The sequence below is a fragment of the Arcanobacterium urinimassiliense genome, from assembly GCF_900119495.1.
Taxonomy (GTDB): Bacteria; Actinomycetota; Actinomycetes; order Actinomycetales; family Actinomycetaceae; genus Arcanobacterium_A; species Arcanobacterium_A urinimassiliense.
The window spans coordinates 691958-712712 of sequence record NZ_LT632435.1; the positions used below are offsets into that span (position 1 = coordinate 691958).

The 20755-nt window shown below is 50.1% G+C and carries 19 protein-coding genes; 16 read left to right on the plus strand and 3 right to left on the minus strand.

Annotation, left to right across the window (positions count from 1 at the left end):
• Window positions 1-95: 95 nt before the first annotated feature.
• Genes BQ7117_RS03130 through BQ7117_RS03145 form a run of 4 tightly spaced genes read left to right on the plus strand, consistent with a single transcriptional unit; the run spans window position 96 to window position 4261 of the window.
• The gene (locus BQ7117_RS03130) at window positions 96-503 is read left to right on the plus strand and encodes a YraN family protein (RefSeq protein WP_073996151.1); all 408 of its coding nucleotides are present in this window, start codon (window positions 96-98) and stop codon (window positions 501-503) included.
• Window positions 500-2143 (plus strand): YifB family Mg chelatase-like AAA ATPase, encoded by a 1644-nt coding sequence (locus BQ7117_RS03135; protein ID WP_073996152.1) that lies wholly within the window; start codon window positions 500-502, stop codon window positions 2141-2143. Before BQ7117_RS03130 ends, BQ7117_RS03135 begins: the two co-directional genes overlap by 4 nt.
• Window positions 2143-3270, plus strand: a complete 1128-nt coding sequence (gene dprA, locus BQ7117_RS03140) for a DNA-processing protein DprA (protein WP_073996153.1) — start codon at window positions 2143-2145, stop codon at window positions 3268-3270. Before BQ7117_RS03135 ends, dprA begins: the two co-directional genes overlap by 1 nt.
• 19 nt (window positions 3271-3289) lie before the next feature.
• Window positions 3290-4261 carry a tyrosine recombinase XerC gene (locus tag BQ7117_RS03145; protein ID WP_073996154.1) on the plus strand — a complete coding sequence of 324 codons (972 nt, stop codon included), beginning with the start codon at window positions 3290-3292 and terminating at the stop codon, window positions 4259-4261.
• Window positions 4262-4369: 108 nt separating this feature from the next.
• Here the strand turns inward: BQ7117_RS03145 and BQ7117_RS07545 are convergent, their stop codons facing one another.
• Window positions 4370-5035, minus strand: a complete 666-nt coding sequence (locus BQ7117_RS07545; protein WP_161939414.1) for a M23 family metallopeptidase — start codon at window positions 5033-5035, stop codon at window positions 4370-4372.
• A 402-nt stretch (window positions 5036-5437) separates the two neighbouring features.
• On the opposite strand from BQ7117_RS07545, the gene rpsB reads away from it, so the two are divergent.
• The gene (gene rpsB, locus BQ7117_RS03155; protein WP_073996155.1) at window positions 5438-6325 is read left to right on the plus strand and encodes a 30S ribosomal protein S2; all 888 of its coding nucleotides are present in this window, start codon (window positions 5438-5440) and stop codon (window positions 6323-6325) included.
• A 27-nt stretch (window positions 6326-6352) separates the two neighbouring features.
• Window positions 6353-7210: a translation elongation factor Ts gene (gene tsf, locus BQ7117_RS03160; RefSeq protein ID WP_073996156.1), complete on the plus strand. Its 858-nt coding sequence runs from the start codon at window positions 6353-6355 to the stop codon at window positions 7208-7210.
• A gap of 224 nt (window positions 7211-7434) precedes the next feature.
• Here the strand turns inward: tsf and BQ7117_RS03165 are convergent, their stop codons facing one another.
• The gene (locus tag BQ7117_RS03165) at window positions 7435-8985 is read right to left on the minus strand and encodes an MFS transporter (RefSeq protein ID WP_073996157.1); all 1551 of its coding nucleotides are present in this window, start codon (window positions 8983-8985) and stop codon (window positions 7435-7437) included.
• A 344-nt stretch (window positions 8986-9329) separates the two neighbouring features.
• Here BQ7117_RS03165 and pyrH point away from each other — a divergent pair, with 344 nt between their 5' ends.
• The 8 genes from pyrH to BQ7117_RS03205 all read left to right on the plus strand — a co-directional run bounded on the left by pyrH (window position 9330) and on the right by BQ7117_RS03205 (window position 17968).
• Window positions 9330-10097, plus strand: a complete 768-nt coding sequence (pyrH, locus tag BQ7117_RS03170) for a UMP kinase (RefSeq protein ID WP_073996158.1) — start codon at window positions 9330-9332, stop codon at window positions 10095-10097.
• The gene (gene frr / locus BQ7117_RS03175; RefSeq protein WP_073996159.1) at window positions 10094-10651 is read left to right on the plus strand and encodes a ribosome recycling factor; all 558 of its coding nucleotides are present in this window, start codon (window positions 10094-10096) and stop codon (window positions 10649-10651) included. Before pyrH ends, frr begins: the two co-directional genes overlap by 4 nt.
• Before the next feature lie 13 nt (window positions 10652-10664).
• On the plus strand, window positions 10665-11552 hold the full coding sequence (locus BQ7117_RS03180; RefSeq protein WP_084789847.1) for a phosphatidate cytidylyltransferase: 888 nt from the start codon (window positions 10665-10667) through the stop codon (window positions 11550-11552).
• Between the two features lie 91 nt (window positions 11553-11643).
• Window positions 11644-12903: a dual-specificity RNA methyltransferase RlmN gene (gene rlmN / locus BQ7117_RS03185; protein ID WP_073996160.1), complete on the plus strand. Its 1260-nt coding sequence runs from the start codon at window positions 11644-11646 to the stop codon at window positions 12901-12903.
• Window positions 12904-12951: 48 nt separating this feature from the next.
• On the plus strand, window positions 12952-13554 hold the full coding sequence (locus tag BQ7117_RS03190) for a DivIVA domain-containing protein (RefSeq protein ID WP_073996161.1): 603 nt from the start codon (window positions 12952-12954) through the stop codon (window positions 13552-13554).
• Window positions 13555-14772, plus strand: a complete 1218-nt coding sequence (gene dxr, locus BQ7117_RS03195; RefSeq protein ID WP_073996162.1) for a 1-deoxy-D-xylulose-5-phosphate reductoisomerase — start codon at window positions 13555-13557, stop codon at window positions 14770-14772.
• A 69-nt stretch (window positions 14773-14841) separates the two neighbouring features.
• Complete coding sequence (ispG, locus tag BQ7117_RS03200; RefSeq protein ID WP_073996959.1) at window positions 14842-15993, plus strand: flavodoxin-dependent (E)-4-hydroxy-3-methylbut-2-enyl-diphosphate synthase; 1152 nt, start codon at window positions 14842-14844, stop codon at window positions 15991-15993.
• A 193-nt stretch (window positions 15994-16186) separates the two neighbouring features.
• Window positions 16187-17968 (plus strand): proline--tRNA ligase, encoded by a 1782-nt coding sequence (locus tag BQ7117_RS03205; protein WP_073996960.1) that lies wholly within the window; start codon window positions 16187-16189, stop codon window positions 17966-17968.
• Window positions 17969-17999: 31 nt separating this feature from the next.
• Here the strand turns inward: BQ7117_RS03205 and BQ7117_RS03210 are convergent, their stop codons facing one another.
• Window positions 18000-18896, minus strand: a complete 897-nt coding sequence (locus BQ7117_RS03210) for a hypothetical protein (protein WP_073996163.1) — start codon at window positions 18894-18896, stop codon at window positions 18000-18002.
• 81 nt (window positions 18897-18977) lie between these two features.
• Here BQ7117_RS03210 and BQ7117_RS03215 point away from each other — a divergent pair, with 81 nt between their 5' ends.
• Window positions 18978-19481, plus strand: coding sequence for a ribosome maturation factor RimP (locus BQ7117_RS03215; RefSeq protein ID WP_073996164.1), 504 nt, complete (start codon window positions 18978-18980; stop codon window positions 19479-19481).
• 13 nt (window positions 19482-19494) lie between these two features.
• Complete coding sequence (gene nusA, locus BQ7117_RS03220) at window positions 19495-20499, plus strand: transcription termination factor NusA (RefSeq protein WP_073996165.1); 1005 nt, start codon at window positions 19495-19497, stop codon at window positions 20497-20499.
• Window positions 20500-20755 lie beyond the last annotated feature (256 nt).

Genomic DNA, 20755 nt, shown 5'->3' on the forward strand with positions numbered 1-20755 from the left:
CACACTTTCTATTAGCTCCAGTATTTTCCCTCTCTGCTGGGTAATCCTTATTTCCCTATCTCTGTTGTGCTTGAATCAGGGCAGGAGGTAATCTCATGCTGGTATCGAGTGGGCAAAGTGCTGGTAACTCGCTAAATACGCTAAATTCGCGCCAGGCGCTGGGAGTTTGGGGTGAAAAATGTGCGGCTGCTTATTTGCAGAATAATGACTACGAAATTTTGGAGCGCAATTGGCGAATACGTGGGGGAGAGATCGACATAATTGCCTACGACCCACAGCGACAGGCGGCCGTGGCAGTAGAAGTTAAAACGCGCCGCCAGCGAAAATTCGGCACTCCCGAAGAAGCAATAACTGAAGTTAAACTGCGTAGATTGCGCTCTCTCTTAATTGCGTGGGTCTCACAGCAGAAAAACTATTGGCCGCATATCGCAGTAGATTGCATCGGTATTGAAATACGAGGCCGGGAATATACTTTACGGCATATGAAAGATTTGCTGCTATGAATACTCCAGCGCTCGGCACTGCGCATGCCATAAGTTTGCAGGGTCTAGAAGGCACCGATGTGGCAATAGAAGCTACTCTGCTTACAGGTCTTCCGGTGTTTACCATGGTCGGTTTAGCTGATACTGCGGTTATTGAAGCTAAAGAGCGCTTACGCGCCAGTTTCCACAATGTGGGTTTGGGCTGGCCAAATCAGCGGCTTACCGTCAATCTATCTCCGGCAGATACCGCTAAATCGGGGGCGGGTTTCGATTTAGGAATCGCCGCCGCCATAATTGGCGCCTTGGGATATGGGCAATTGCCGGCAGATACTTTTCTGATAGGAGAATTAGGTCTAGATGGTGCCGTGCGTGGTGTGCGCGGCGTATTACCCGCTTTGCTAGCTGCGCAGAAGCTTGGTTTTCGCCAGGCTTTTGTGTCGGAGGAGAATAAACACGAAGCGGAGCTGGTAAGTGGAATTTCCGTTATTAGCATTGCAAATTTAGCAGTTTTAGCTGCCAAATTGCGGGTGCCGGGAAAACTTATTGCTATTCCAGAGGCTAAAACTGTACTAGGAAGTACAAGAGCTGTGCCGGGAAAGAGCTCAGCTTCGCTAGGTAAGAGTGCAGCTTCGCTGAGCGGTAGCGGAGCTGAAGAATCTTTTGGAAATTTGAGCCAACTGGCAGCTCCGGTGAAAAATCCAGCGGGAGATATTTCGGATGTGTACGGGCAAGAAGAAGCTATTTGGGCTCTGCAAATAGCGGCTATAGGAGGGCACCACACCCAGATGCTGGGGCCACCGGGCGTGGGGAAGAGCATGTTAGCAGAGCGGTTTCCCACACTCTTGCCACCTTTGGCGGAGGTAGAAGCGATGGAGGTGGCAGCTATTCGCTCGCTCTGTGGAGTAAAAATTACGGATTTGCCGCGATATCGCCCTTTCATATCGCCGCATCACACTATTTCAGTAGCCGCTTTAATCGGGGGTGGCAGTGGCACGCCGTTGCCTGGGGCAATTACGCTTGCCCATCGGGGAGTGCTCTACTGCGATGAATTTGCGGAATTTCCCAATTCTGCTATTCAGTCCTTGCGTCAACCTTTAGAAAAAGGGTGGATAGAGTTGCAACGTACGCGAGCTCGCCTGCGTTATCCGGCGGCTTTTCAGTTGCTAGCCGCTGCTAATCCGTGCCGCTGCGGAATGGGGCCCGCTAATGCTAAATGTAGTTGTACTTCTCATGATATTCGCCTATATCGGCGTAATTTAGGTGGGCCAATACGCGATCGGATAGATATTCGCTTGCAGCTGCGCCGCCCTTCACGGGCGGATATGCGCCGTGGGGGCAGCGTTAGCAGTAAAGAAGCACAAGCGGCAGTAGCGGCAGGTATTTTTCGTCAACGCCGTCGGGCTGCGCAGGATACATTGCTACCAGATACACTGCAGAACAAAGATTTACCTGGAAAGTGGCTCCGCCAGAATACGCCTTGGAAAGGTGGAGCGGTAAAAGATTTAGAGCGGCATTGGCAGCAGGGGCAGCTTTCGCTGCGTGGAATAGATAAAATCTTGCGAATTGCCTGGAGTGCAGCAGATTTTTTCGGCCATGATTTCCCACATGATGAAGATATCGCGGCGGCCTGTTTATTGCGGGGCGCGGAAGGAATTATCTGATGAGTGAAACTAGTTTAGATTCTGCGCATTTAGCTGCGATTACTTGGTCGCGTATCACCGAAGGAGGAGATATAGCGGCGGTGCGATGGGTGCGGAAACATGGCTATGAAAAGGCACTAGCATTACTGCGCGCCAATAGTCCTCAACTTCCGCCGGCTGGAGCTGCTTGGAAAATACGGCTCCAAAATTTAACAGATTTTTCTCCTGCTGCTCTGGAAAAGCTGGGGATAAAAGTATTAATTCCAGGAGATAAATACTGGCCGGCACAATTAGCAGATTTAGGAGAGCGCTGCCCACTTAGTTTATGGGTGCGCGGCGCGGAAAATATATTAAAGCTCCCCGCTGTTTCGGTGGTTGGAGCGCGTGCCTGTACTCATAATGGGGAAAATCTTGCGCGCGATTTCGCTTATGAATTGGCAGAAGATTTTGTAATAGTATCTGGAGGCGCATTCGGAATAGATGCCGCAGCCCACCAAGGAGCGCTACTGGCCGCGGGAAAGACGATTATTCTTTCTGCGGCCGGAGTAGATAGGGTCTATCCGCGTTCTCACGCCGGGCTCTATGAAAAAGTGCTGCTAAGTGGGGGAGCGGTGGTGAGTGAATCGCCTCTAGGGGCTACTCCACAGCGTTTTCGATTTTTACTGCGTAATCGAATTATTGCCGCACTTGGTTTAGCCACGGTAGTAGTCGAGGCCGGCGGGCGCTCGGGGGCTCTAAATACGGCTCGGCAAGCTTTGGAAATTGGGCGGGAAGTAGGAGCAGTTCCGGGAGCGCCAAGTGCGCCTATGGCGCAGGGGTGTAATGATTTAATACGCAACGGCGGCACTTTGATCTACCAGCCGGCGCAGGTAAAAGAGCTTATCGATCCTTTCGGGCAAGAGATGCTGCCTTTAACGATTGGAAAAGAAAGTGAATCTGGTTTCGGCGTTGTTCCTTTAGAAGAAGCTTGGGATGAGGTGACGGCACGTATTTATGATGCGGTGCCGCAGCGCTATCCCGGAGCAGCCGAAAAAATCGCTAATTCCGTGGGGTGCCCAGTAGTGGAAGCGCAAATAAAACTGAGTAAACTGGCTTTGAGTGGGCATATTAATAAATGCGGAAATCTTTGGGTGAAGAATCTGCACTAGAGCAGGGTGGAAAAGCATAATGGTAGAACTCAGTGCCGGGATTCTCGAGCTGCTGGAAAAGTATAAAAAAGAGCTACTTTTTCGGCGCGGATATTCTGAGCACACCGTGCGAGCATATTTACAAGAAGCTAGCGATTTATGCCAATTTTTATTTACGCAAGGTAGTACCCCCGCAGTTGGTTCTGCACAGATAGAAATGTTGCGCTATTTAGATTTAGCGGATTTACGAGCTTGGCTGGCGATGCTTAGTAATAAAGGGCAGAGTCGGGCTTCTATTGCTCGCCATGCTGCAGCTATTCGCACTTTCCTTAGTTGGCTTTACCGGCAAGGCTATCTAGAGAAAAATTCCGGTGCCCGGCTGCAAGCTCCGAAAGTGGTAAATGGGCTTCCGCAGGTTTTATCGCGCCAACAAGCTGCGAAATTACTCGATTATTTTCAAACACTTGCGCAAACCGGGGGAGCAGTGGAGCTGCGGAACTGGGCAATTTTTGAATTACTCTACGCCAGTGCCATTCGCGTAAGTGAATGTGTGGGATTGAATTTAGCAGATATCGGAGAAGATACCCTGCGTATTTACGGCAAAGGCGGGAAAGAGCGCATAGTTCCCTACGGAAAAATGGCGCAATACGCTCTGGCGGAGTGGTTAAAAGTGCGGGAGCAATTATTGCCCGTTTCCTCTTCCTCTTCTTCTAAATCCACCGCGCTTAGCTCGGCACAGGAAGCCGTTTTCTTAGGTGAAAAAGGCGGGCGGCTAGATGTGCGGATAGTGCGAGGAATTTTGGAAAGAGCTACTGGGCAACTAAGTCTGCCTCCTATATCGCCGCACGATTTACGCCATTCGGCAGCTACCCATCTGCTTGACGGTGGTGCTGATTTGCGCAGCGTACAGGAAATTCTCGGGCATTCTTCGCTCGCTACCACGCAGCGTTATACACATATAAGTGCTGAGCGATTACAGAAAGCATTCCAGCAGGCACATCCGCGGGCGTAAAAATCTTCGGGGTGGGTGATAGGTATTGGATGCATGAGTGCTTGGATGTATGAACACGTGAGTGCGCGTGTAGGTGCATGGATGGGTGCTATCTATCTAAGCTGTGCTTTATAGGAGGCGTACTCGTTTCTTCGCTAATAACAGCCATGGATTCAGATAATTATCCGGAGCAGTTTTTGCACCCCAATGCAGGCAAGTACTCATTCCGCAATGCTTTCCTACCACAACTGCAATTAGCTGCCCGCGCTGCACTTCTTCACCTTTTTGCACTAAAGGTAAAACTGGCTCATACGTGGTGCGGATATTTTCCGGGTGGGAAATCGAGAGCACTTTTCTATTAACTAGTTGTCCGCTATATACTACTTTTCCCTGTTGCGGAGCATATACGGGCATGAAGAAGGAAGCAGCTAGATCCACGCCGCGATGCCCTGCATCCCAATTGTGCTTTCCCGGAGAAAAAGCTCTCACTACCTGGCAGCTAGAAAGTGGGCAGCTATAGTTTTTCGGTGAAGATGCGGATTCGCGCGTAGTAATTTTAGTAGCTTGCGGTGTGGTTTGGATGGTCTGGGGTGCGGTTTTAATGCCTTGGTACGTGGATTGGGTACTTTGGGGTGCGGCTTGAGCAATTGGCGGTGCAGTTCGGGAGATTGAAGGTGCAGTGTGCGCAATCGGCGATGTAGCTCGGGCAGTCTGCACTGTAGCTCCGGCGGTAAATACCGGCAGTTGTAAAAGCAAAATTCCACTTAGCGCCCAGAGTAGTAGTTTTCGTTTCATAGTTACAGTTTCGCCAGTTTTCCTTTTGGGCGCTGCAGTCAAAATAACTTGCGGAAAAATTAGCCTTTTGTACCTTTTGTGCCCAAAATTCAAAATCCCATCTGCAAATTCCATAGATTCACAAAATATGCTGAGATATTGGCAGTAATTGTGCAGAACATCGCATTCAGCGTCATTTTTCTGCTGGATACTTCGGGCCCTTCTCCGGTAAAATAAAAGGGCTGCCGTTTTTATAAATGGCAGACTTCGCGTGTGCCTTGCCTGCGGGGTCAAATAGTGCGGTGAAGAAACTGCCCGATGCAGATTTCTTTAGCTATTTGAATGCACACTAGGATCTGACAGTATTCTCTGCAGATAAAACCGAGAGCAGGAGATTCCTGCCGATAAGAAAGGACGACGACCATGGCAGTCGTTACCATGAGCCAGCTGCTGGAAGCTGGCGTACATTTCGGGCATCAGACGCGGCGCTGGAACCCGAAGATGAAGCCGTATATATTAAATGATCGCAACGGAATTTATATTATCGATTTGCGCAAGACCATTGCCGACATTAACCGCACCTACGATTTCGTAAAAGAAACGGTAGCGCACGGCGGAAATATTCTTTTTGTAGGCACGAAGCGGCAGGCGCAGCAGTCGATTAAAGAAGAAGCTGAGCGGGTAGGAATGCCCTATGTGAATGAGCGGTGGCTGGGCGGTATGCTCACCAATTTCCAAACCGTGCATGCTCGGATCAAGCGCTTAAAAGAACTGGAAATGATCGATTTCTCCGATACCGTGGCCAATGATCGCACCAAGAAAGAGCTGCTCATGATGCGCCGGGAGAAAGAAAAGCTGGAGCGCACCCTCGGCGGTATCCGCGATATGGTGAAGGTACCTTCCGCAGTGTGGATTGTAGATACCACCAAAGAGCATCTGGCTGTAAAAGAAGCTCGTAAGTTGCATGTGCCGGTAGTAGCTATTCTCGATACGAACTGCGATCCGGATGAAGTGGATTACGGCATTCCGGGCAATGACGATGCGATTCGTTCCGTAGAATTACTCACCCATATTGTGGCTGATGCGGTAGCCGAAGGTCTGCTTGCTCGCAATACTGCGAAGAATGCAGACGAAGTGGCCGAAGAACCGATGCCGGAGTGGGAGCGCGAGCTGTTGGCTGGCGAAGAAGCCGCCGCTGATGAAGCTGCAGAAGCTCCTGCCGCCGAAGAAAAAGCAGCCGAAGAAGCAGAGACAGCTGTAGAAGATAGCGCCTCTGTCGAAGCTGATGAAGCAGCTGCAGAAGAGAAATAAAACAATCTGATTGATTGTGGAGGAATAATGGCAAACTATACTGTGGCCGATATTAAGGCTCTGCGCGAAAAGACCGGCGCAGGAATGTTAGATGTAAAGAACGCTTTGGCAGAAGCAGAAGGTGATTTGGCGAAAGCTGAAGAAATTTTGCGGCTGAAGGGCGTTAAAACTGCTGCGAAGCGCGAAGGCCGGACTGCTTCGGACGGCTTGGTACTTTCCAAGATTGTCAGCGATGCAAATGGCCAGACCGGCTATATTGTGGAAGTAAATTCGGAGACGGATTTCGTAGCTAAGAATGCTAAGTTCATTGCTTTTGCAGAAGAAATTTTGGAAGCAGCGGTGGCTGTGGAAGCTCGCACGGTAGAAGATATCTTGGCAGCTCCGCACGCTGATGGCACCATTGCTGATCGTATTACCAACTTTACAGGCGTAATTGGCGAGAAGCTCGCCATTGGTCGCCTGGAAGTAATCACCGGTGAGCATCTCGAGGCTTATATGCACCGGACTTCTACTGATTTACCTCCGCAGGTGGCAGTAATCGTAGCTACCGATGCGGCTGGGGAAGCGATAGCTCACGATGTAGCAGTACATATTGCAGCTATGAATCCGAGTTATGTATCTATCGACCAGGTACCCGCTGAAGTAGTAGAAAACGAAGAGCGGATTGCTACGGAGTTGACGCGCGCCGAGGGTAAGCCGGAAAAGATTATCCCCAATATCGTAGCCGGCCGGCTAAAGGGTTTCTACAAAGAAATCGTACTTTTAGAGCAGGCCTATGTGCGTGATCCGAAGCAGACGGTCGGGCAGATAGTGAAAGCTGCGGGCGGGAAAATCACTGATTTCCGCCGGGTACGTGTAGGAGAAAATGCGGAAGACGCGGAGTGAGAAATAATTTCCTAAGTCTTTAGATACGTATTAGCGATATTGCAGATGCGGGTGGAATTGGAAAATTCCACCCGCATCTCTTATATCTAAGCTCAGTCCAGGCGTTACCGTATCTTATAATTGTTTCGGTGCTTCCGTACTTTATAATTGTCGGTTTTTATATCTATATATGCGCCCGGTATCTGCGCCTTTATATCTTATAGACCCCAAATCTATATTTACGTTTACTTCTGCTTCGCGTTACCTTTGCGCCAAAATATAATTGCCAGAATTAGCCCCGCCGTCACCATTGCTGCTACCACTAAGTAGGAGGCGGTGATGCCGCGATAGAGCTCCGGTAAAGCCGATCTTTTTCCGGCTCCCGCTAAGGAAAAAAAGACGGCAGTGATTATGGCGTTTCCAATTGCGGTAGCGAGGCGCTGCCCAGTTTGCATTACGCCGCCCGCGGTACCGCCGTGCGCGGGTGGCACATCTAGCATGGCTTGAGTTTGGTTGGCTGACCCCATACAGCCAGTACCGAATCCTAGTAAACACAGTGGTACTGCCAGCCACCAGTAAGAAATGCCGCTCTGTACTGCCCAAGTAGTTCCGATGATTCCGAGTATTCCCAGGACGATGAGAGAGAGGGCGCCTACTTGAATGCCGCGGCCATGATCGTAGGCATATTTACCTGCCCACAGTGCGCCTACGCCAGAGCAAACTGCATTGGGGAAAGTAACCATGCCGACCGTCAACGCGGAGGCGCCTATGCCTTGCAGGAATACCGCAAATATTACGAAAATAGAGGTAGTGCCGAGGAACTGAAAGACGGAGATTCCCATAGCGTAGCTGAAAGTGGGGATGCGAAAAAGATCTAAATCCACCATCGGAGTACGCCCGCGCTTTTTATACCAGTTTTCCCAGAGCACCCAGAGCGCCATAAGGGCAAATCCGCCCAGTACGATTAACCATTTTTCTGGCCCGGCTTTGATCATAAACGGCAGCATAATGCTCAGCACAGCCAAGCTGAGCAGCAGCATTCCAAGCGGATCTAAATCTATCTTGGGGTGGGCGGAGCGGTTTCTGCGTTTTTCACCGCGTTTTTTCCCTGGTTTTGCCTCGCGCTTTTCTTCCTGAAAATGATTTCTTTCCGTGCCGAAAGGGAGCCAGAGCAGGCCAAAAATTATTCCGATTACGCCAATAGGTGCATTCAGAATAAAAGAAAGACGCCATCCCAATGATTCACCAAAAAAGCTGACTAGCCAGCCGGAAAAAAGCGGCCCAATTGCCACTGACATTGCTATTACCAACCCGAATAACGCAAAAGCCTTCGCCCGGGCACGGCCGGCAAAATACTGTTGAATTAAGCCGGTAGTTTGGGGAGAGAGCACTCCAGAGCCAAATCCCTGCACGAAACGCAACACATTTAATTGCAGTGGTGTGGTGGAGAGCCCGACGAGGAGCGAAGCGAAAGTGAAGATAATTAGCCCCACTATGTAGGTAGAAGAACGGCCAAATAAATCGCCAATTCTTCCGGCGGGTACCAGCGTGATACCGAGGGAAAGAGCATAGCCGGAAAGCACCCATTGTAGTTGAGAAGTGCTGGCAGAAAGAGCACTCTGCATGGTGGGTAAGATATTATTTACAGAAGAAATCTGCATAAGCGTCATGAGCAGCGGTACCAAAATCACCAGCAGGATTTTATTGCGGTCGAAGATACGCTCCGAGCCGGGAATCCGAATTTCCCGCGGATTAGTAGTAGATATCTGATACCCCGTAATTTCTTCTCTAGCCATGCAATCCTCAGCACTAGTGCCCAAGCAAATAAAATATCTCGTTTTTCGGTATTTTCGTATGTAAATACCTAATACCTGTACTTGGATTCTAAGACGAATACGGAAAGTGTGGCGGCGGGAAAAGAAGAATTGTGATGGCACTCAACAAGAGATAAGTCACGAAAACTTCGGGTAGCATTTCAAAATCCGGAATTCGGTGTAAAGCAGTGAATTTTTGCCAACTCTGGCGCCTTTATGTAACGCTACGTTTTGCGAAATAACATGCTTATTTTTACCCTATTTTTCCTTATTAGCTAGGGTGGCATAAGGTATTATTTGAAAGAGCGCTACAGAAAGGAATATCTATGACTGCTGAAAATGTACCGAGTGATAAAAATTCCCCGCACAGACGCCGAGTTTTATTGAAACTCTCCGGAGAAGTTTTCGGGGGAGGAGCAGTCGGATTAGATACGCAAGTACTCGGGCGGATTAGCAGTGAAATAGCAGCGGCCGTACAAGAAGGCATAGAAGTTGGAGTAGTAGTGGGAGGCGGAAATTTTTTCCGCGGTGCAGAGCTCCAAGAAAACGGAATGGATAGATCCCGCGCGGACTATATGGGAATGCTTGGTACGGTAATAAATGCAGTAGCTTTACAAGATTTTCTCGAGCACGCCGGCGTCCCCACGCGCGTGCAGACTGCCATTACGATGGCGCAAGTAGCCGAAGCCTATATTCCCTTGCGGGCGATTCGGCATTTAGAAAAAGGTCGAGTAGTTATATTTGGAGCAGGTGCCGGAATGCCTTTCTTCTCTACCGATACGGTTTCCGCACAGCGCGCTCTAGAATTGCGTTGCGATGAACTATTAGTGGGGAAGAACGGGGTAGACGGCGTTTATACGGCTGATCCGCGCCGCCATCCGGATGCCAAGAAGCTTGATACACTTACCTATGAAGATGCAATACGGCAAGGTTTGCGCGTAGTAGATGCCGCAGCATTTTCGCTTTGCCAGGATAATGGCATGAAGATGCGGGTATTTGGGATGAGTGAACCCGGGAATGTGACGCGCGCACTCCGCGGGGAAAAAATTGGTACTTTGGTAAGTAATAAAGCTAAGAATGAGGAAGAACTATGATTGACGAAGTAATGCGGGAAGCCGGAGAAAAAATGGAGAAAGCGGTGGAGGCAGCGCGCAACGAATTTTCTAAAATTCGCTCGGGGCGTGCCAACCCAGAGATGTTTACTTCTCTGCTAGTTGATTACTACGGAGCTCCTACTCCACTGCAGCAGCTGGCCACCGTATCGGTGCCCGAAGCGCGGAGTGTTTTAATTACTCCCTATGATCGCTCAGCTATGAAAGATATTGAAAAAGCCATTTCGGAATCTGATTTAGGGGTAAACCCCACAGACGATGGGCAAGTACTGCGCATTAATATCCCTGTACTCACCGAAGAGCGCCGGCGTGACTATGTGAAAATTGCGAAAGCAAAGGCGGAAGAAGGAAGAATCTCTATTCGCGGTATTCGCCGGAAAGCTAAAGAAGAGCTAGACCGGATGAAGAAAGACGGCGATGAGGGAGAAGACGTAGTAGAGCGGAAAGAAAAAGAGCTCGAAACGCTTACGAAGAAATATACAGATTTAATAGATGAATTATTAGCTGGAAAAACTGATGAGTTAATGGAGCTGTGACAGCTTTAGGACTATGGCGAAAACATCTATTTCCCAAGTTTTCCACTCCGCTTATGATTGGTTGCGCCCGCGCCCGCCGGCGCCGCCGGTAGTTTCGACTTCGCGAGCGGGGCGCAATCTGCCCGCTGCCATCACTACGGCAGTTATTTTGCTGAGCCTTTTTGGGCTTACGCTCTTTTTCTGGGTAGATGGCTTCATCTTGGTAGGAGTTATATTTCTTTCCATAGCTCTCTGGGAAGCAGCCGGGGCCTTCCTCACTCGGAATGTGCACATTCCGTTATTGGCTTTGTTTCCTATTCAACTGCTCATGCTATTCCTCACTGCCTATCGAGGGATTGTGCCGGCGTTAATCAGCTACCTGCTGGGATCAGGCTTATTGCTTGCAATTGCCTTGATAAGGAAAAACGGCAATTTACGGGGTACAGCTGCCGGAGTATTTATGCTGGGCTGGATTGGGTTAGCGGGCTGCTTCCTCTTGAGTATGTTGGATTTACCAGGTGGCTCGCATCTGATTGTGGCGGCTATTTTGCTTACCGTCGCCAGTGATACCGGTGGTTGGTTGCTGGGAATTCTCATCGGTAAGCATCCGATTCTTCCGCGTATTTCTCCGAAAAAATCTTGGGAAGGATTATTGGGATCTTTGTTGTTGTGCCTCCTGGCGGCGTTCCTCGGGATATTCTTATTACTCGGAAAAAGCTGGAGCTGGGTATTGGTATTTGCTTTCCTCACTCCGCCTTTGGCTACTATGGGAGATTTCGCAGAATCGGCTCTAAAGCGCGATTTAGGAATTAAAGATATGGGCACTATTTTTCCGGGACACGGCGGTATGCTAGACCGCTTAGATTCGCTACTCTTCTGCGCGCCGGTATTCTATTGTCTTTTCCTCTTTATGCAGCACTAACATTTTTATGTAGCACTGATATCGACAACCGCTAATTCGCTTTATATACCACTTAGCTTTATATACCAATTGGAGAGGGGGAGTGATAAGAATGGAGCATTCTCGGCAGGTACGCCCAAAGGTAGAAAAAGGGCCGCGTCCAGCTCTCAGCTTTACGGCGCGGCGGAGTGGTAAACCGCCTCTACATCTAGCTGATTTAGATATGGCTGCTCGCAAAGATGCCGCTAGCAGTTTCGGCTATCCAGCTTTTCGCGCTTCCCAACTCTCTACCCACTATTTTCAACATGCTTGTGTAGAAGCAGAAAAAATGCCGGATCTGCCGGCTGGCCAGCGCGCAGAAATGGTGCAGAAGTTTTTCCCTCCGCTACTGCGCCCTTTGCGCACTTTGCAAGCAGACGCAGGGAAAACGCAAAAAACTCTCTGGCAACTTTTTGACGGAGCAGTAGTGGAATCAGTATTGATGAAGTATCCAAACCGCTCTACGCTCTGTATATCTTCGCAGGCAGGCTGCGGCATGGCTTGCCCATTTTGTGCCACTGGGCAAGGTGGTTTAATGCGAAATCTTTCCACTGCTGAAATAGTGGAGCAACTGCGTTTAAACATGGAGATAGCTCGCTCGGGAGCTCTCGGGGCGCCGGAACGTATCTCCAATGTGGTCTTTATGGGGATGGGAGAGCCGCTTTCCAATTACAAATCAGTAATCCAAGCTCTGCATAGATTAATAGAGCCGCCGCCGGCTGGCTTTGGAATTTCCGCTCGCAATATCACTCTTTCTACCGTGGGAATCGTGCCCGGCATTGAGCGGCTTGCCCAAGAAAATCTTCCCGTCACCCTTGCGATATCTTTGCACGCTCCCGACGATGAACTGCGTGACGATTTAATTCCGATTAATAGCCACTACAAAGTAGGAGAACTGCTCGATGCGGCGCGTGCCTATTTCCGGAAAACGGGACGGCGGGTATCAATAGAATATGCGCTCATAAAAGATATGAACGATCACAAATGGCGAGCTGAGTTACTTGCGCATGAGTTAAATAAACGGGGCAAAGGCTGGGCGCATATAAATCCGATTCCACTCAATCCTACTCCGGGCAGTATTTGGACAGCTTCGACGCCAGCCGCGCAGAAAATATTTGTAAATACGCTGCGTCAAGCAGGGATATCCACCACAATTCGAGATACGCGTGGTTCCGATATTGATGGAGCATGTGGGCAGTTAGCAGCAGAAATAGTAGATCCGGCGCATATAGCACGCAAAGCGGCGCGGGCGCAACAAGCAGTAGACTCCCGCATTGCACAACACCGAGAAGCACCGGAAAACTTGTATAGTATTCTCCATAAGGAAAGTTAAGATATTGGCAGTAGTTTTATTTAATATAGAGAGCTGGGCCGTGCAAGAATGAATGAGACTTTTGAAAAAGTAGGGCGTTTTCGCTTCGGGTACCATGTGAAAGATGTAGATAATTTCTTTTCTGCTGCAAAAATTGCTTATGCAGCTTGGAAAGATGCTGATAACCCCGCGGATGATCCAGCAGATTTAAATCAAGATAAGGCGGGGGAGAATCCGGTATTCGATGAAAGCAACGTCCGTGATGCTGCTTTTCGGTGGGTGCGCGGCGGATATCGCCCCGATAAAGTGGATGCAGCTCTTGACCGTCTCGAAGGAGCTTTTTTGCAGCGTAAGCGCGCGCGGGTAATGCTCGATGAGGGAGAATCTGCGTGGTTGGAAAAAATCTACGCCCAGGCTACTACGCTTTATCCGCGGATGTTGCGCCCGGCGGGGATGCGTTTTCGCGATGCCTCTGGCAAGGGATATCTGAAGACGGATGTAGATAAACTACTGGATCTGATTGCGAGCTATTTCGATGGAAAAGCGCAGCTAAAATCGGAAGAAGTACGTAAGGCAGTATTTCGGCCAGCTCGAAAGAATAATGCCTATGATGAAAGCGTCGTAGATGTCTATTTAGACCGCGTAATTCATGTGCTCATGGCGGTAGAGTAAATGCGGCCGGTAATTCTACTCGGTTCCACTGGCTCTATTGGCCGGCAAGCTTTAGAAGTAATCGCTGCGCATAGGGATCGTTTCCAAGTAAAAGCGCTGGGAGCCGGCGGTGGTCATATAAAATTATTGGCCGCACAGGCAGCTCAATTTTCCGTCTCCGCCGTGGGAATTGCCGATGCGGCGCAGCGGGAAGATTTTATAAGTGAATATAAGAGCTGCAGTGGCGGGCAGAAATTACCGGAAATTTTTACGGGCCCACAAGCTATGGAAGATCTCCTTACCCTAGCTACTCCCCAGGCAGTGGTGCTGAATGGTATCACTGGTTCACGGGGGCTCGGCCCCACTTTAGCGGCTTTACACAGTGGGGCTACTCTGGCGCTCGCTAATAAAGAATCCCTGGTAGCGGGAGGAAAATTAGTAGCTGAAGCACTGCAGCGCCCCGGGCAGATAGTTCCGGTAGATTCGGAGCACTCGGCGATAGCGCAGTGTTTAAGCGCCGGCCGGCACCGCAAGGGGTTAGTTTCTCCAGAAGTAGACGGCACTTCGGAAGTAACGCGTTTAATTCTCACCGCTTCGGGTGGGCCTTTCCGCGGGAAAAAACGCTCTGAGCTGGCCGAAGTCACGCCGGCGCAGGCTCTGGCGCATCCGACCTGGAATATGGGTGCTGTGGTGACCATAAATTCCTCCACCCTGATGAATAAGGCTTTAGAACTTATAGAAGCTGCCCATCTTTTTGCAATCCCGCCGCAAGATATTGTGCCGGTGGTACATCCACAGTCAGTGGTACATTCCATGGTGGAATTTCAAGACGGAGCTACGATTGCCCAAGCTTCCCCTCCGGATATGCGTCTCCCTATCGCCTTGGGGCTTTCGTGGCCGGAGCGTTTAGTGGCTACTGCTGCTCCTTGCCAGTGGGATAAGGCTACCCAGTGGGATTTTGCGCCGGTAGATTCCGAGACTTTCCCCGCTTTGGATTTGGCGCGGGCAGCACTAGCGGCATCGCCGCTCCACCCGGCCGTTTTAAATGCGGCTAATGAGGAATGTGTAGATGCGTTTCTGAGTGAGAAGCTTACTTATTTAGCTATTACTGAAATAGTGGAAAAAGTTTTAACAGATTTTTCTGCTCCACCCGCACTTTCTTTGGCAGAAGTACTGCACAGCGAAGACTGGGCTCGTCAGCGCGCCTGGCACTATATAAAGCAGGAAAAAGGCAGATAAATCTGCGTAAGTGGAGTTTTTATACGAGAGTGGAATAATAGAAGCGTGAGTACACCGATTAATTTGGGAATGCCGGAAGTGAAAACACCAGCTCCGGTACTGGCAGAGCGAAAAAAGACCCGGAAAATTTCTGTAGGCGGGGTCGAAGTAGGGGGAGATGCCCCGATAAGTGTGCAGTCTATGACGAATACTAAGACGCACGATATCGGTGCCACTTTGCAACAAATTGCGGAACTCACCGCAGCTGGCTGCGATATTGTGCGCGTAGCTTGCCCCACCGATAAAGACGCCGAAGCCTTGGCCACGTTAGTGGAAAAATCCAATATTCCGGTAATCGCGGATATTCACTTTCAACCACGCTACGTATTTGCGGCCATTGATGCCGGTTGTGGTGTGCGGGTAAATCCCGGAAATATTAAGAAATTTGACGATCGAATTCCCGAAATAGCGGCTGCTGCCAATGCGAACGGTACCGCTATGCGTATCGGTATCAATGCGGGATCGCTGCATCCGGCGTTGCTAAAAAAATACGGGAAAGCCACTCCGGAAGCTCTAGTGGAATCGGCAGTGAGTGAAGCGCGCCTTTTTGAAGATGCGGGTTTCTACGATTTTGCTATTTCAGTTAAGCACCACGATCCAGTAGTTATGGTGAGAGCCTATGAGTTACTTTCCGAAGCAGGGGATTGGCCTTTACATCTGGGGGTGACGGAGGCGGGCCCAGCTTTCCAGGGGACTGTGAAATCTGCTGTCGCTTTCGGAGCACTTTTATCGCAAGGAATTGGCGATACGATTCGCGTTTCCCTTTCGGCGCCGCCAGTAGAAGAAATAAAAGTGGGAGAGCAGATACTGCGTTCCTTAAATCTGCGGGAAAAAGAACTGGAAATAGTTTCTTGCCCTTCCTGCGGGCGCGCGCAAGTAGACGTCTACACCTTAGCTAATCGGGTCCAAGAGGGGCTAAAAGATATTAAATACCCACTGCGGGTAGCAGTGATGGGGTGCGTGGTGAACGGCCCCGGCGAAGCACGAGAAGCCGATCTCGGGGTAGCTTCTGGAAATGGTAAAGGCCAGATTTTTGTGCGCGGAAAAGTTGTGGAGACGGTGCCCGAATCTGAAATAGTGGAAACTCTTATTCGCCGCGCTGGAGTAGTGGCAGAAGAGTTGGGGCTACAAGCTGCCCCTGAGGCGCACGCCGAAATTATTACTGCTGCACCGCGTTGCTAAAAGTTTGTAGCGTTATTCTCGTTCGTTGCTATCCGCACATACTCCTCGATAGCTCTAATACTCATTAATATCTGCTAGCGCTACTTTTGATTTTTGGCGGAATTTTACAATCCATATTTCAGCTATCGCAGTATTCACACCGGAGAAAGAAGCGAATTCCACACTAGCGCGTTAAACTGTGAGCGTGCATAGAATGTCTGAATTGTTTTTGAAAACGCTCCGTGAAGATCCAGCCGATGCGGAGGTAGCTTCGCATAAATTACTCGTGCGCGCCGGATATGTGCGCCGGGTATCTCCTGGTATTTATAGCTGGCTGCCGCTGGGTTTGAAAGTACTGCGGAAAGTAGAGCAAATAGTGCGGGAAGAGATGGACGCCGCGGGCGCGCAAGAAGTGCTGCTGCCGGCTTTGCTTCCGCGGGAGCCCTACGAAAAAACTAATCGCTGGGAAGAATACGGAGCGAATCTTTTCCGTCTGCAAGATAGACGCCAAAATGACTATTTATTAGCACCTACGCACGAAGAGATGTTTACCCTCGCGGTAAAAGATATGTACTCTTCTTACCGTGATTTACCAGTAATTCTTTATCAGATTCAAACTAAATATCGCGACGAGGCGCGCCCGCGGGCGGGATTGATTCGCACCCGCGAATTCTTAATGAAAGATGCCTATTCTTTTGACGTCGAGGACGCCGGCTTAGCTCATGCCTATGAGGTAATGCGGGCAGCCTACCAGAAGATTTTCACTCGCCTCGGATTACCTTTCGTAATCTGCTCTGCCACTTCGGGAGCTATGGGCGGATCGCGTTCCGAAGAATTTCTTTTCCCCTGTGCTATCGGCGAAGATACTTTTGTTTCTTCTCCCGGTGGCTATGCAGCCAATACGGAGGCTGTGACCACTCCCGAACTTCCCGCTTGCGATTTTTCGCGGGTGCCGGCGCAAATTTTGGTAGATACTCCTGAGGCGACGACTATCGAAGCCTTGGTGGAAGTGGCTAATAAATGCTGCCCGCGCTCGGACCGCCCTTGGGAAGCGGCCGATACGCTCAAAAATGTGGCTTTGGCAGCTATTCATCCCGATGGGGAGCGCGAAGTAATAGTAGTGGGAGTCCCCGGAGATCGAGAAGTAGATATTAAGCGCTTAGAAGCCAATATGGCTCCGCTAGAGCTGGAGATGGCGAGCACGGAAGATTTAGAAAAGCATCCTGAGCTCGTGCCCGGCTATATTGGCCCGGAAGTATTGGGGCCGAATTCGCCGGCGCGGCAGCAAGATGAAAATGGCCAGCCGGTAGGTTCCGTGCGCTACTTCCTCGATGCACATATTGCGCCAGGATCAGCTTGGATAAGCGGTGGGAACGCCCATGAGAAGCACCTTTTCTACACCGTATACGGAAGAGATTTCACTGCCGACGCTACGGTAGAAGCAGTAGTCGTAGAGGAAGGAGACGCTGCTCCAGATGGCAGTGGCCCGCTCAGTATCGAACGCGGCATCGAAATTGGCCATATCTTCCAGCTCGGGCGGAAGTACTCGAAATCTTTAGACTTGACGGTGCTAGATAAAGACGGCAAACCGGCAGTAGTCACTATGGGCTCTTATGGAATCGGAGTTTCGCGCGTTTTAGCGGCACTCGCCGAGCAGAATCACGACGAAAAAGGCTTGATTTGGCCAGCAGAAATCGCTCCAGCTGCTGTATATATTATTGCAGCTGGGAAAAACCCAGAAGTCGCAGCGGCGGCAGAAAAAATTGCTGCGGAGCTCAGCGCGCGCGGTTTAGAAGTAATTTATGACGACCGCACGAAAGTATCGGCGGGAGTGAAATTTAACGATTTCGAACTGCTTGGCATTCCTTATGGAATAGTAGTCGGGCGCGGCCTGGCGCAAGGAGAAGTAGAGCTGCGTATTCGCCAGAGCGGCGCAAGCCAGAATGTGGCTTATACCGAGATTTGTGATTACCTCTGTGCCGAGCTGCAGAACTAATTTATAGATTTAATTGCGCGCGGAAGCGGAATCAGTTGGCCGGTTGCCAGCCAGGAAGAGCTGAGTCATTCGGAAATACTTGTAGTATCTGCGCTAATATTTCGGCAGCAGTTTCGCGCGCGGGGGCTTCGCTGCGTTCTCCAAGCATGAGTAATTCTCCGCAGAGTGCCGCCCCTAAATCTGCCACTTTCATATCCGGATCTACCATTACCGGCCGGGTATCTGTTACTTTATTTGCTAATGCGCCGTCAATAAGTGCATTTAGTGAGTCCAGGAGCTGAAGTCGATTTTCCCGTTCGGAAAAAGCTAATTCCGCGGTGGTATTTTGCAGCTGTTGCCGGAGCGCTTCTAAACGATTCAGCTCCTCTGATCCGGAAACTGCTTTACCGAGTTCTTTTAAGCTACCGGGAGTTATATCTACTGCAGTTTCGCCATTATTTCCGCTTTCTTTAGCGAGTAGAGCTATATAGTAGCGAGCCTTGGCGCTAGTGGAAATTCCTAGTTGGCGGGCAGTGTGGCCGGAGCCAGCCTGTATAGATAAATTAGCGAAGTTTAATAATTCGCTTTGCAAAGCGGGAATATCAGTGGCGGCCGGGGTGAGGGAGAGCTCTGGATTTTGATAGCCAGCAGGCGCACCTTCCGGCCACGGCACCCACACGCCACCCCAAGCTTTTTCCCAGGCTTCTCCGGCGGCTCCTAGAGCACTTAATTGCGGATGCTGTTTGGCAATTTCACTAATCAGATGCGCGCTTAGAGCAGTTTTTTGTCTTTGTATTTCGCCAGCGGAAGGCTCCGGAGGAGTTAAATCCGGATTTTCGCTGTGGAGACCGATGGAATACATAAAAATTCCGAATAGAGCTACCGAGCTGAGGAGCGAGATAATAAACACCCACTGTTTTTTTAACCAACTGCGCAGATTATCCGGCATTAATGCTCCTCAGTTAGCCGATCGTAAATTAATTTTTGCTCCGGCTATGACACTTTTTCCTACTTCGGTACTCTTAATAGTATGGCAGATAAGAGTAAAAATCTTAATACAGAACTGACGGAACTGCTCCAACCGCTAGTAGCTGCAGCCGGGCTGTATTTAGAGGATATAGTACTGAAGCGGGCGGGGAAATACACTACTTTGCAGGTGGTAGTAGATTTAGAAAGCGGCACCGGCGGAGTAGATTCTACGCAGCTCGACGAACTCACGCGCAGTATTTCTGCCCAACTAGATAAAAACGACCCCATCTCCGGTCCCTATACGCTGGAAGTGAGTACTCCGGGGGTAGAGCGTCTGCTCACGCAGCAACGCCACTATTTGCGCGCTAGTGGCCACCTGATTGCTTTTGTGCTCCAAGATGGAGAACAGCTCACTGCTCGCCTGCAAAAAGTAGAAGAATCTTCCCTGGTGGTGGTGCCGGAAACAAAAGAAAAACACCGTATACGGAGCGGGGAGCCACGGGAGATTTCCCTCTCGGAAGTAAAAAAGGCCCGAGTCGTAGTAGAATTACGTCAGCTTGACTAGGGCAGGAGGAATTATGGATATCTCGATGAACGAGCTACGCATTGTAGAGACGGAGCTCGGCATTGATCTCGAAGTGTTAATAAAAACTATCGAGGAGGCGCTCCTGCATGCTTATAACCGCGTGCCGGGAGCGGTAAAAGGAGCTCGTATTAACCTGGACCGTAATACCGGCCAGGTGACGGTAATAGCTCCGGAGCGAGATGAAAATAACGAAATAATCGGTGAATTTGACGATACACCGAAAGATTTTGGAAGGATTGCCACCGCTACTGCTCGTTCCGTGATTACGCAGCGGCTGCGCGATGCTGAGAGTGCTCGTATCTTAGGTACTTTCCATGGCAAAGAAGGAAAAATAGTATCCGGAGTCGTAGAGAGTGTGCCGGGGCAAAATCCAGAATCGCGCGATTTATTCGTCCAGCTGGGAGAAAATCGGGGAATTTTACGCGCAGAAGAACAAGTACCTACCGAGCATTACGGGCATGGTGATTTGATTCGGGCTCTCGTACTAGATATTTCTGTTGGTCCCAACGGAGCTTCGATTCGGCTTTCCCGTTCGCATCCGGATTTCGTGCGGGAGCTTTTCGCCACTGAAGTGCCGGAAATAGCAGACGGTACGGTAGAAATAGTGGCTTTAGCTCGTGAAGCAGGGCATCGTTCGAAGGTTGCTGTCTGGTCGGCAGATGAGAAAGTGGCAGCTAAGGGCTCGGCAATTGGGCATAATGCGCAGCGGGTGCGCGCCGTCACCCAAGAGTTGCATGGGGAAAAGATTGACGTCGTAGAATATGATGATGATCCAGCTACCTTTATTACAGCTGCTCTTTCGCCAGCGCGGGTAGTGCGGGTAGATATTCTGAATCCGGATATGCGCCAAGCTTTAGCTATCGTACCCGATGATCAGGCTTCGCTCGCTATCGGTAAAGAGGCGCAAAATGTGCGTTTGGCAGCTAAATTAACTGGCTGGTCTATCGATATTTGGAAAGAATCCGATAATCCATATCAGGCAGAAGATCCAGAATAATTTTGCGGCCGCGCGGCTGTGGTAGTGAGAGTATTCACCTGCGAAAAGTGGCTAATAGATACGGAAATGGCAAATTTTCCGGTAAACTGGGCGGAGTGCGCGGGGGAAGTATGCCCCTATACGATATCCCGGTATATGAGTAATTTCCCCGTCTGCAGTAGGCATTTTGCCAACTGTTTAAGTCAGATAAAGAACGATATGAAAGCGGGTAGAGAGCCGATGGGCACCCGATGAGTACCCAGCGATGAGCTGCCAG

What these genes read in the sequence shown, in the direction of transcription:
- BQ7117_RS03130 (WP_073996151.1), top strand. Translation starts at nt 96, where the DNA reads ATGCTGGTATCGAGTGGGCAAAGTGCTGGTAACTCGCTAAATACGCTA.
- BQ7117_RS03135 (WP_073996152.1), top strand. Translation starts at nt 500, where the DNA reads ATGAATACTCCAGCGCTCGGCACTGCGCATGCCATAAGTTTGCAGGGT.
- dprA (WP_073996153.1), top strand. Translation starts at nt 2,143, where the DNA reads ATGAGTGAAACTAGTTTAGATTCTGCGCATTTAGCTGCGATTACTTGG.
- BQ7117_RS03145 (WP_073996154.1), top strand. Translation starts at nt 3,290, where the DNA reads ATGGTAGAACTCAGTGCCGGGATTCTCGAGCTGCTGGAAAAGTATAAA.
- BQ7117_RS07545 (WP_161939414.1), bottom strand. Translation starts at nt 5,035, where the DNA reads ATGAAACGAAAACTACTACTCTGGGCGCTAAGTGGAATTTTGCTTTTA.
- rpsB (WP_073996155.1), top strand. Translation starts at nt 5,438, where the DNA reads ATGGCAGTCGTTACCATGAGCCAGCTGCTGGAAGCTGGCGTACATTTC.
- tsf (WP_073996156.1), top strand. Translation starts at nt 6,353, where the DNA reads ATGGCAAACTATACTGTGGCCGATATTAAGGCTCTGCGCGAAAAGACC.
- BQ7117_RS03165 (WP_073996157.1), bottom strand. Translation starts at nt 8,985, where the DNA reads ATGGCTAGAGAAGAAATTACGGGGTATCAGATATCTACTACTAATCCG.
- pyrH (WP_073996158.1), top strand. Translation starts at nt 9,330, where the DNA reads ATGACTGCTGAAAATGTACCGAGTGATAAAAATTCCCCGCACAGACGC.
- frr (WP_073996159.1), top strand. Translation starts at nt 10,094, where the DNA reads ATGATTGACGAAGTAATGCGGGAAGCCGGAGAAAAAATGGAGAAAGCG.
- BQ7117_RS03180 (WP_084789847.1), top strand. Translation starts at nt 10,665, where the DNA reads ATGGCGAAAACATCTATTTCCCAAGTTTTCCACTCCGCTTATGATTGG.
- rlmN (WP_073996160.1), top strand. Translation starts at nt 11,644, where the DNA reads ATGGAGCATTCTCGGCAGGTACGCCCAAAGGTAGAAAAAGGGCCGCGT.
- BQ7117_RS03190 (WP_073996161.1), top strand. Translation starts at nt 12,952, where the DNA reads ATGAATGAGACTTTTGAAAAAGTAGGGCGTTTTCGCTTCGGGTACCAT.
- dxr (WP_073996162.1), top strand. Translation starts at nt 13,555, where the DNA reads ATGCGGCCGGTAATTCTACTCGGTTCCACTGGCTCTATTGGCCGGCAA.
- ispG (WP_073996959.1), top strand. Translation starts at nt 14,842, where the DNA reads ATGCCGGAAGTGAAAACACCAGCTCCGGTACTGGCAGAGCGAAAAAAG.
- BQ7117_RS03205 (WP_073996960.1), top strand. Translation starts at nt 16,187, where the DNA reads ATGTCTGAATTGTTTTTGAAAACGCTCCGTGAAGATCCAGCCGATGCG.
- BQ7117_RS03210 (WP_073996163.1), bottom strand. Translation starts at nt 18,896, where the DNA reads ATGCCGGATAATCTGCGCAGTTGGTTAAAAAAACAGTGGGTGTTTATT.
- BQ7117_RS03215 (WP_073996164.1), top strand. Translation starts at nt 18,978, where the DNA reads ATGGCAGATAAGAGTAAAAATCTTAATACAGAACTGACGGAACTGCTC.
- nusA (WP_073996165.1), top strand. Translation starts at nt 19,495, where the DNA reads ATGGATATCTCGATGAACGAGCTACGCATTGTAGAGACGGAGCTCGGC.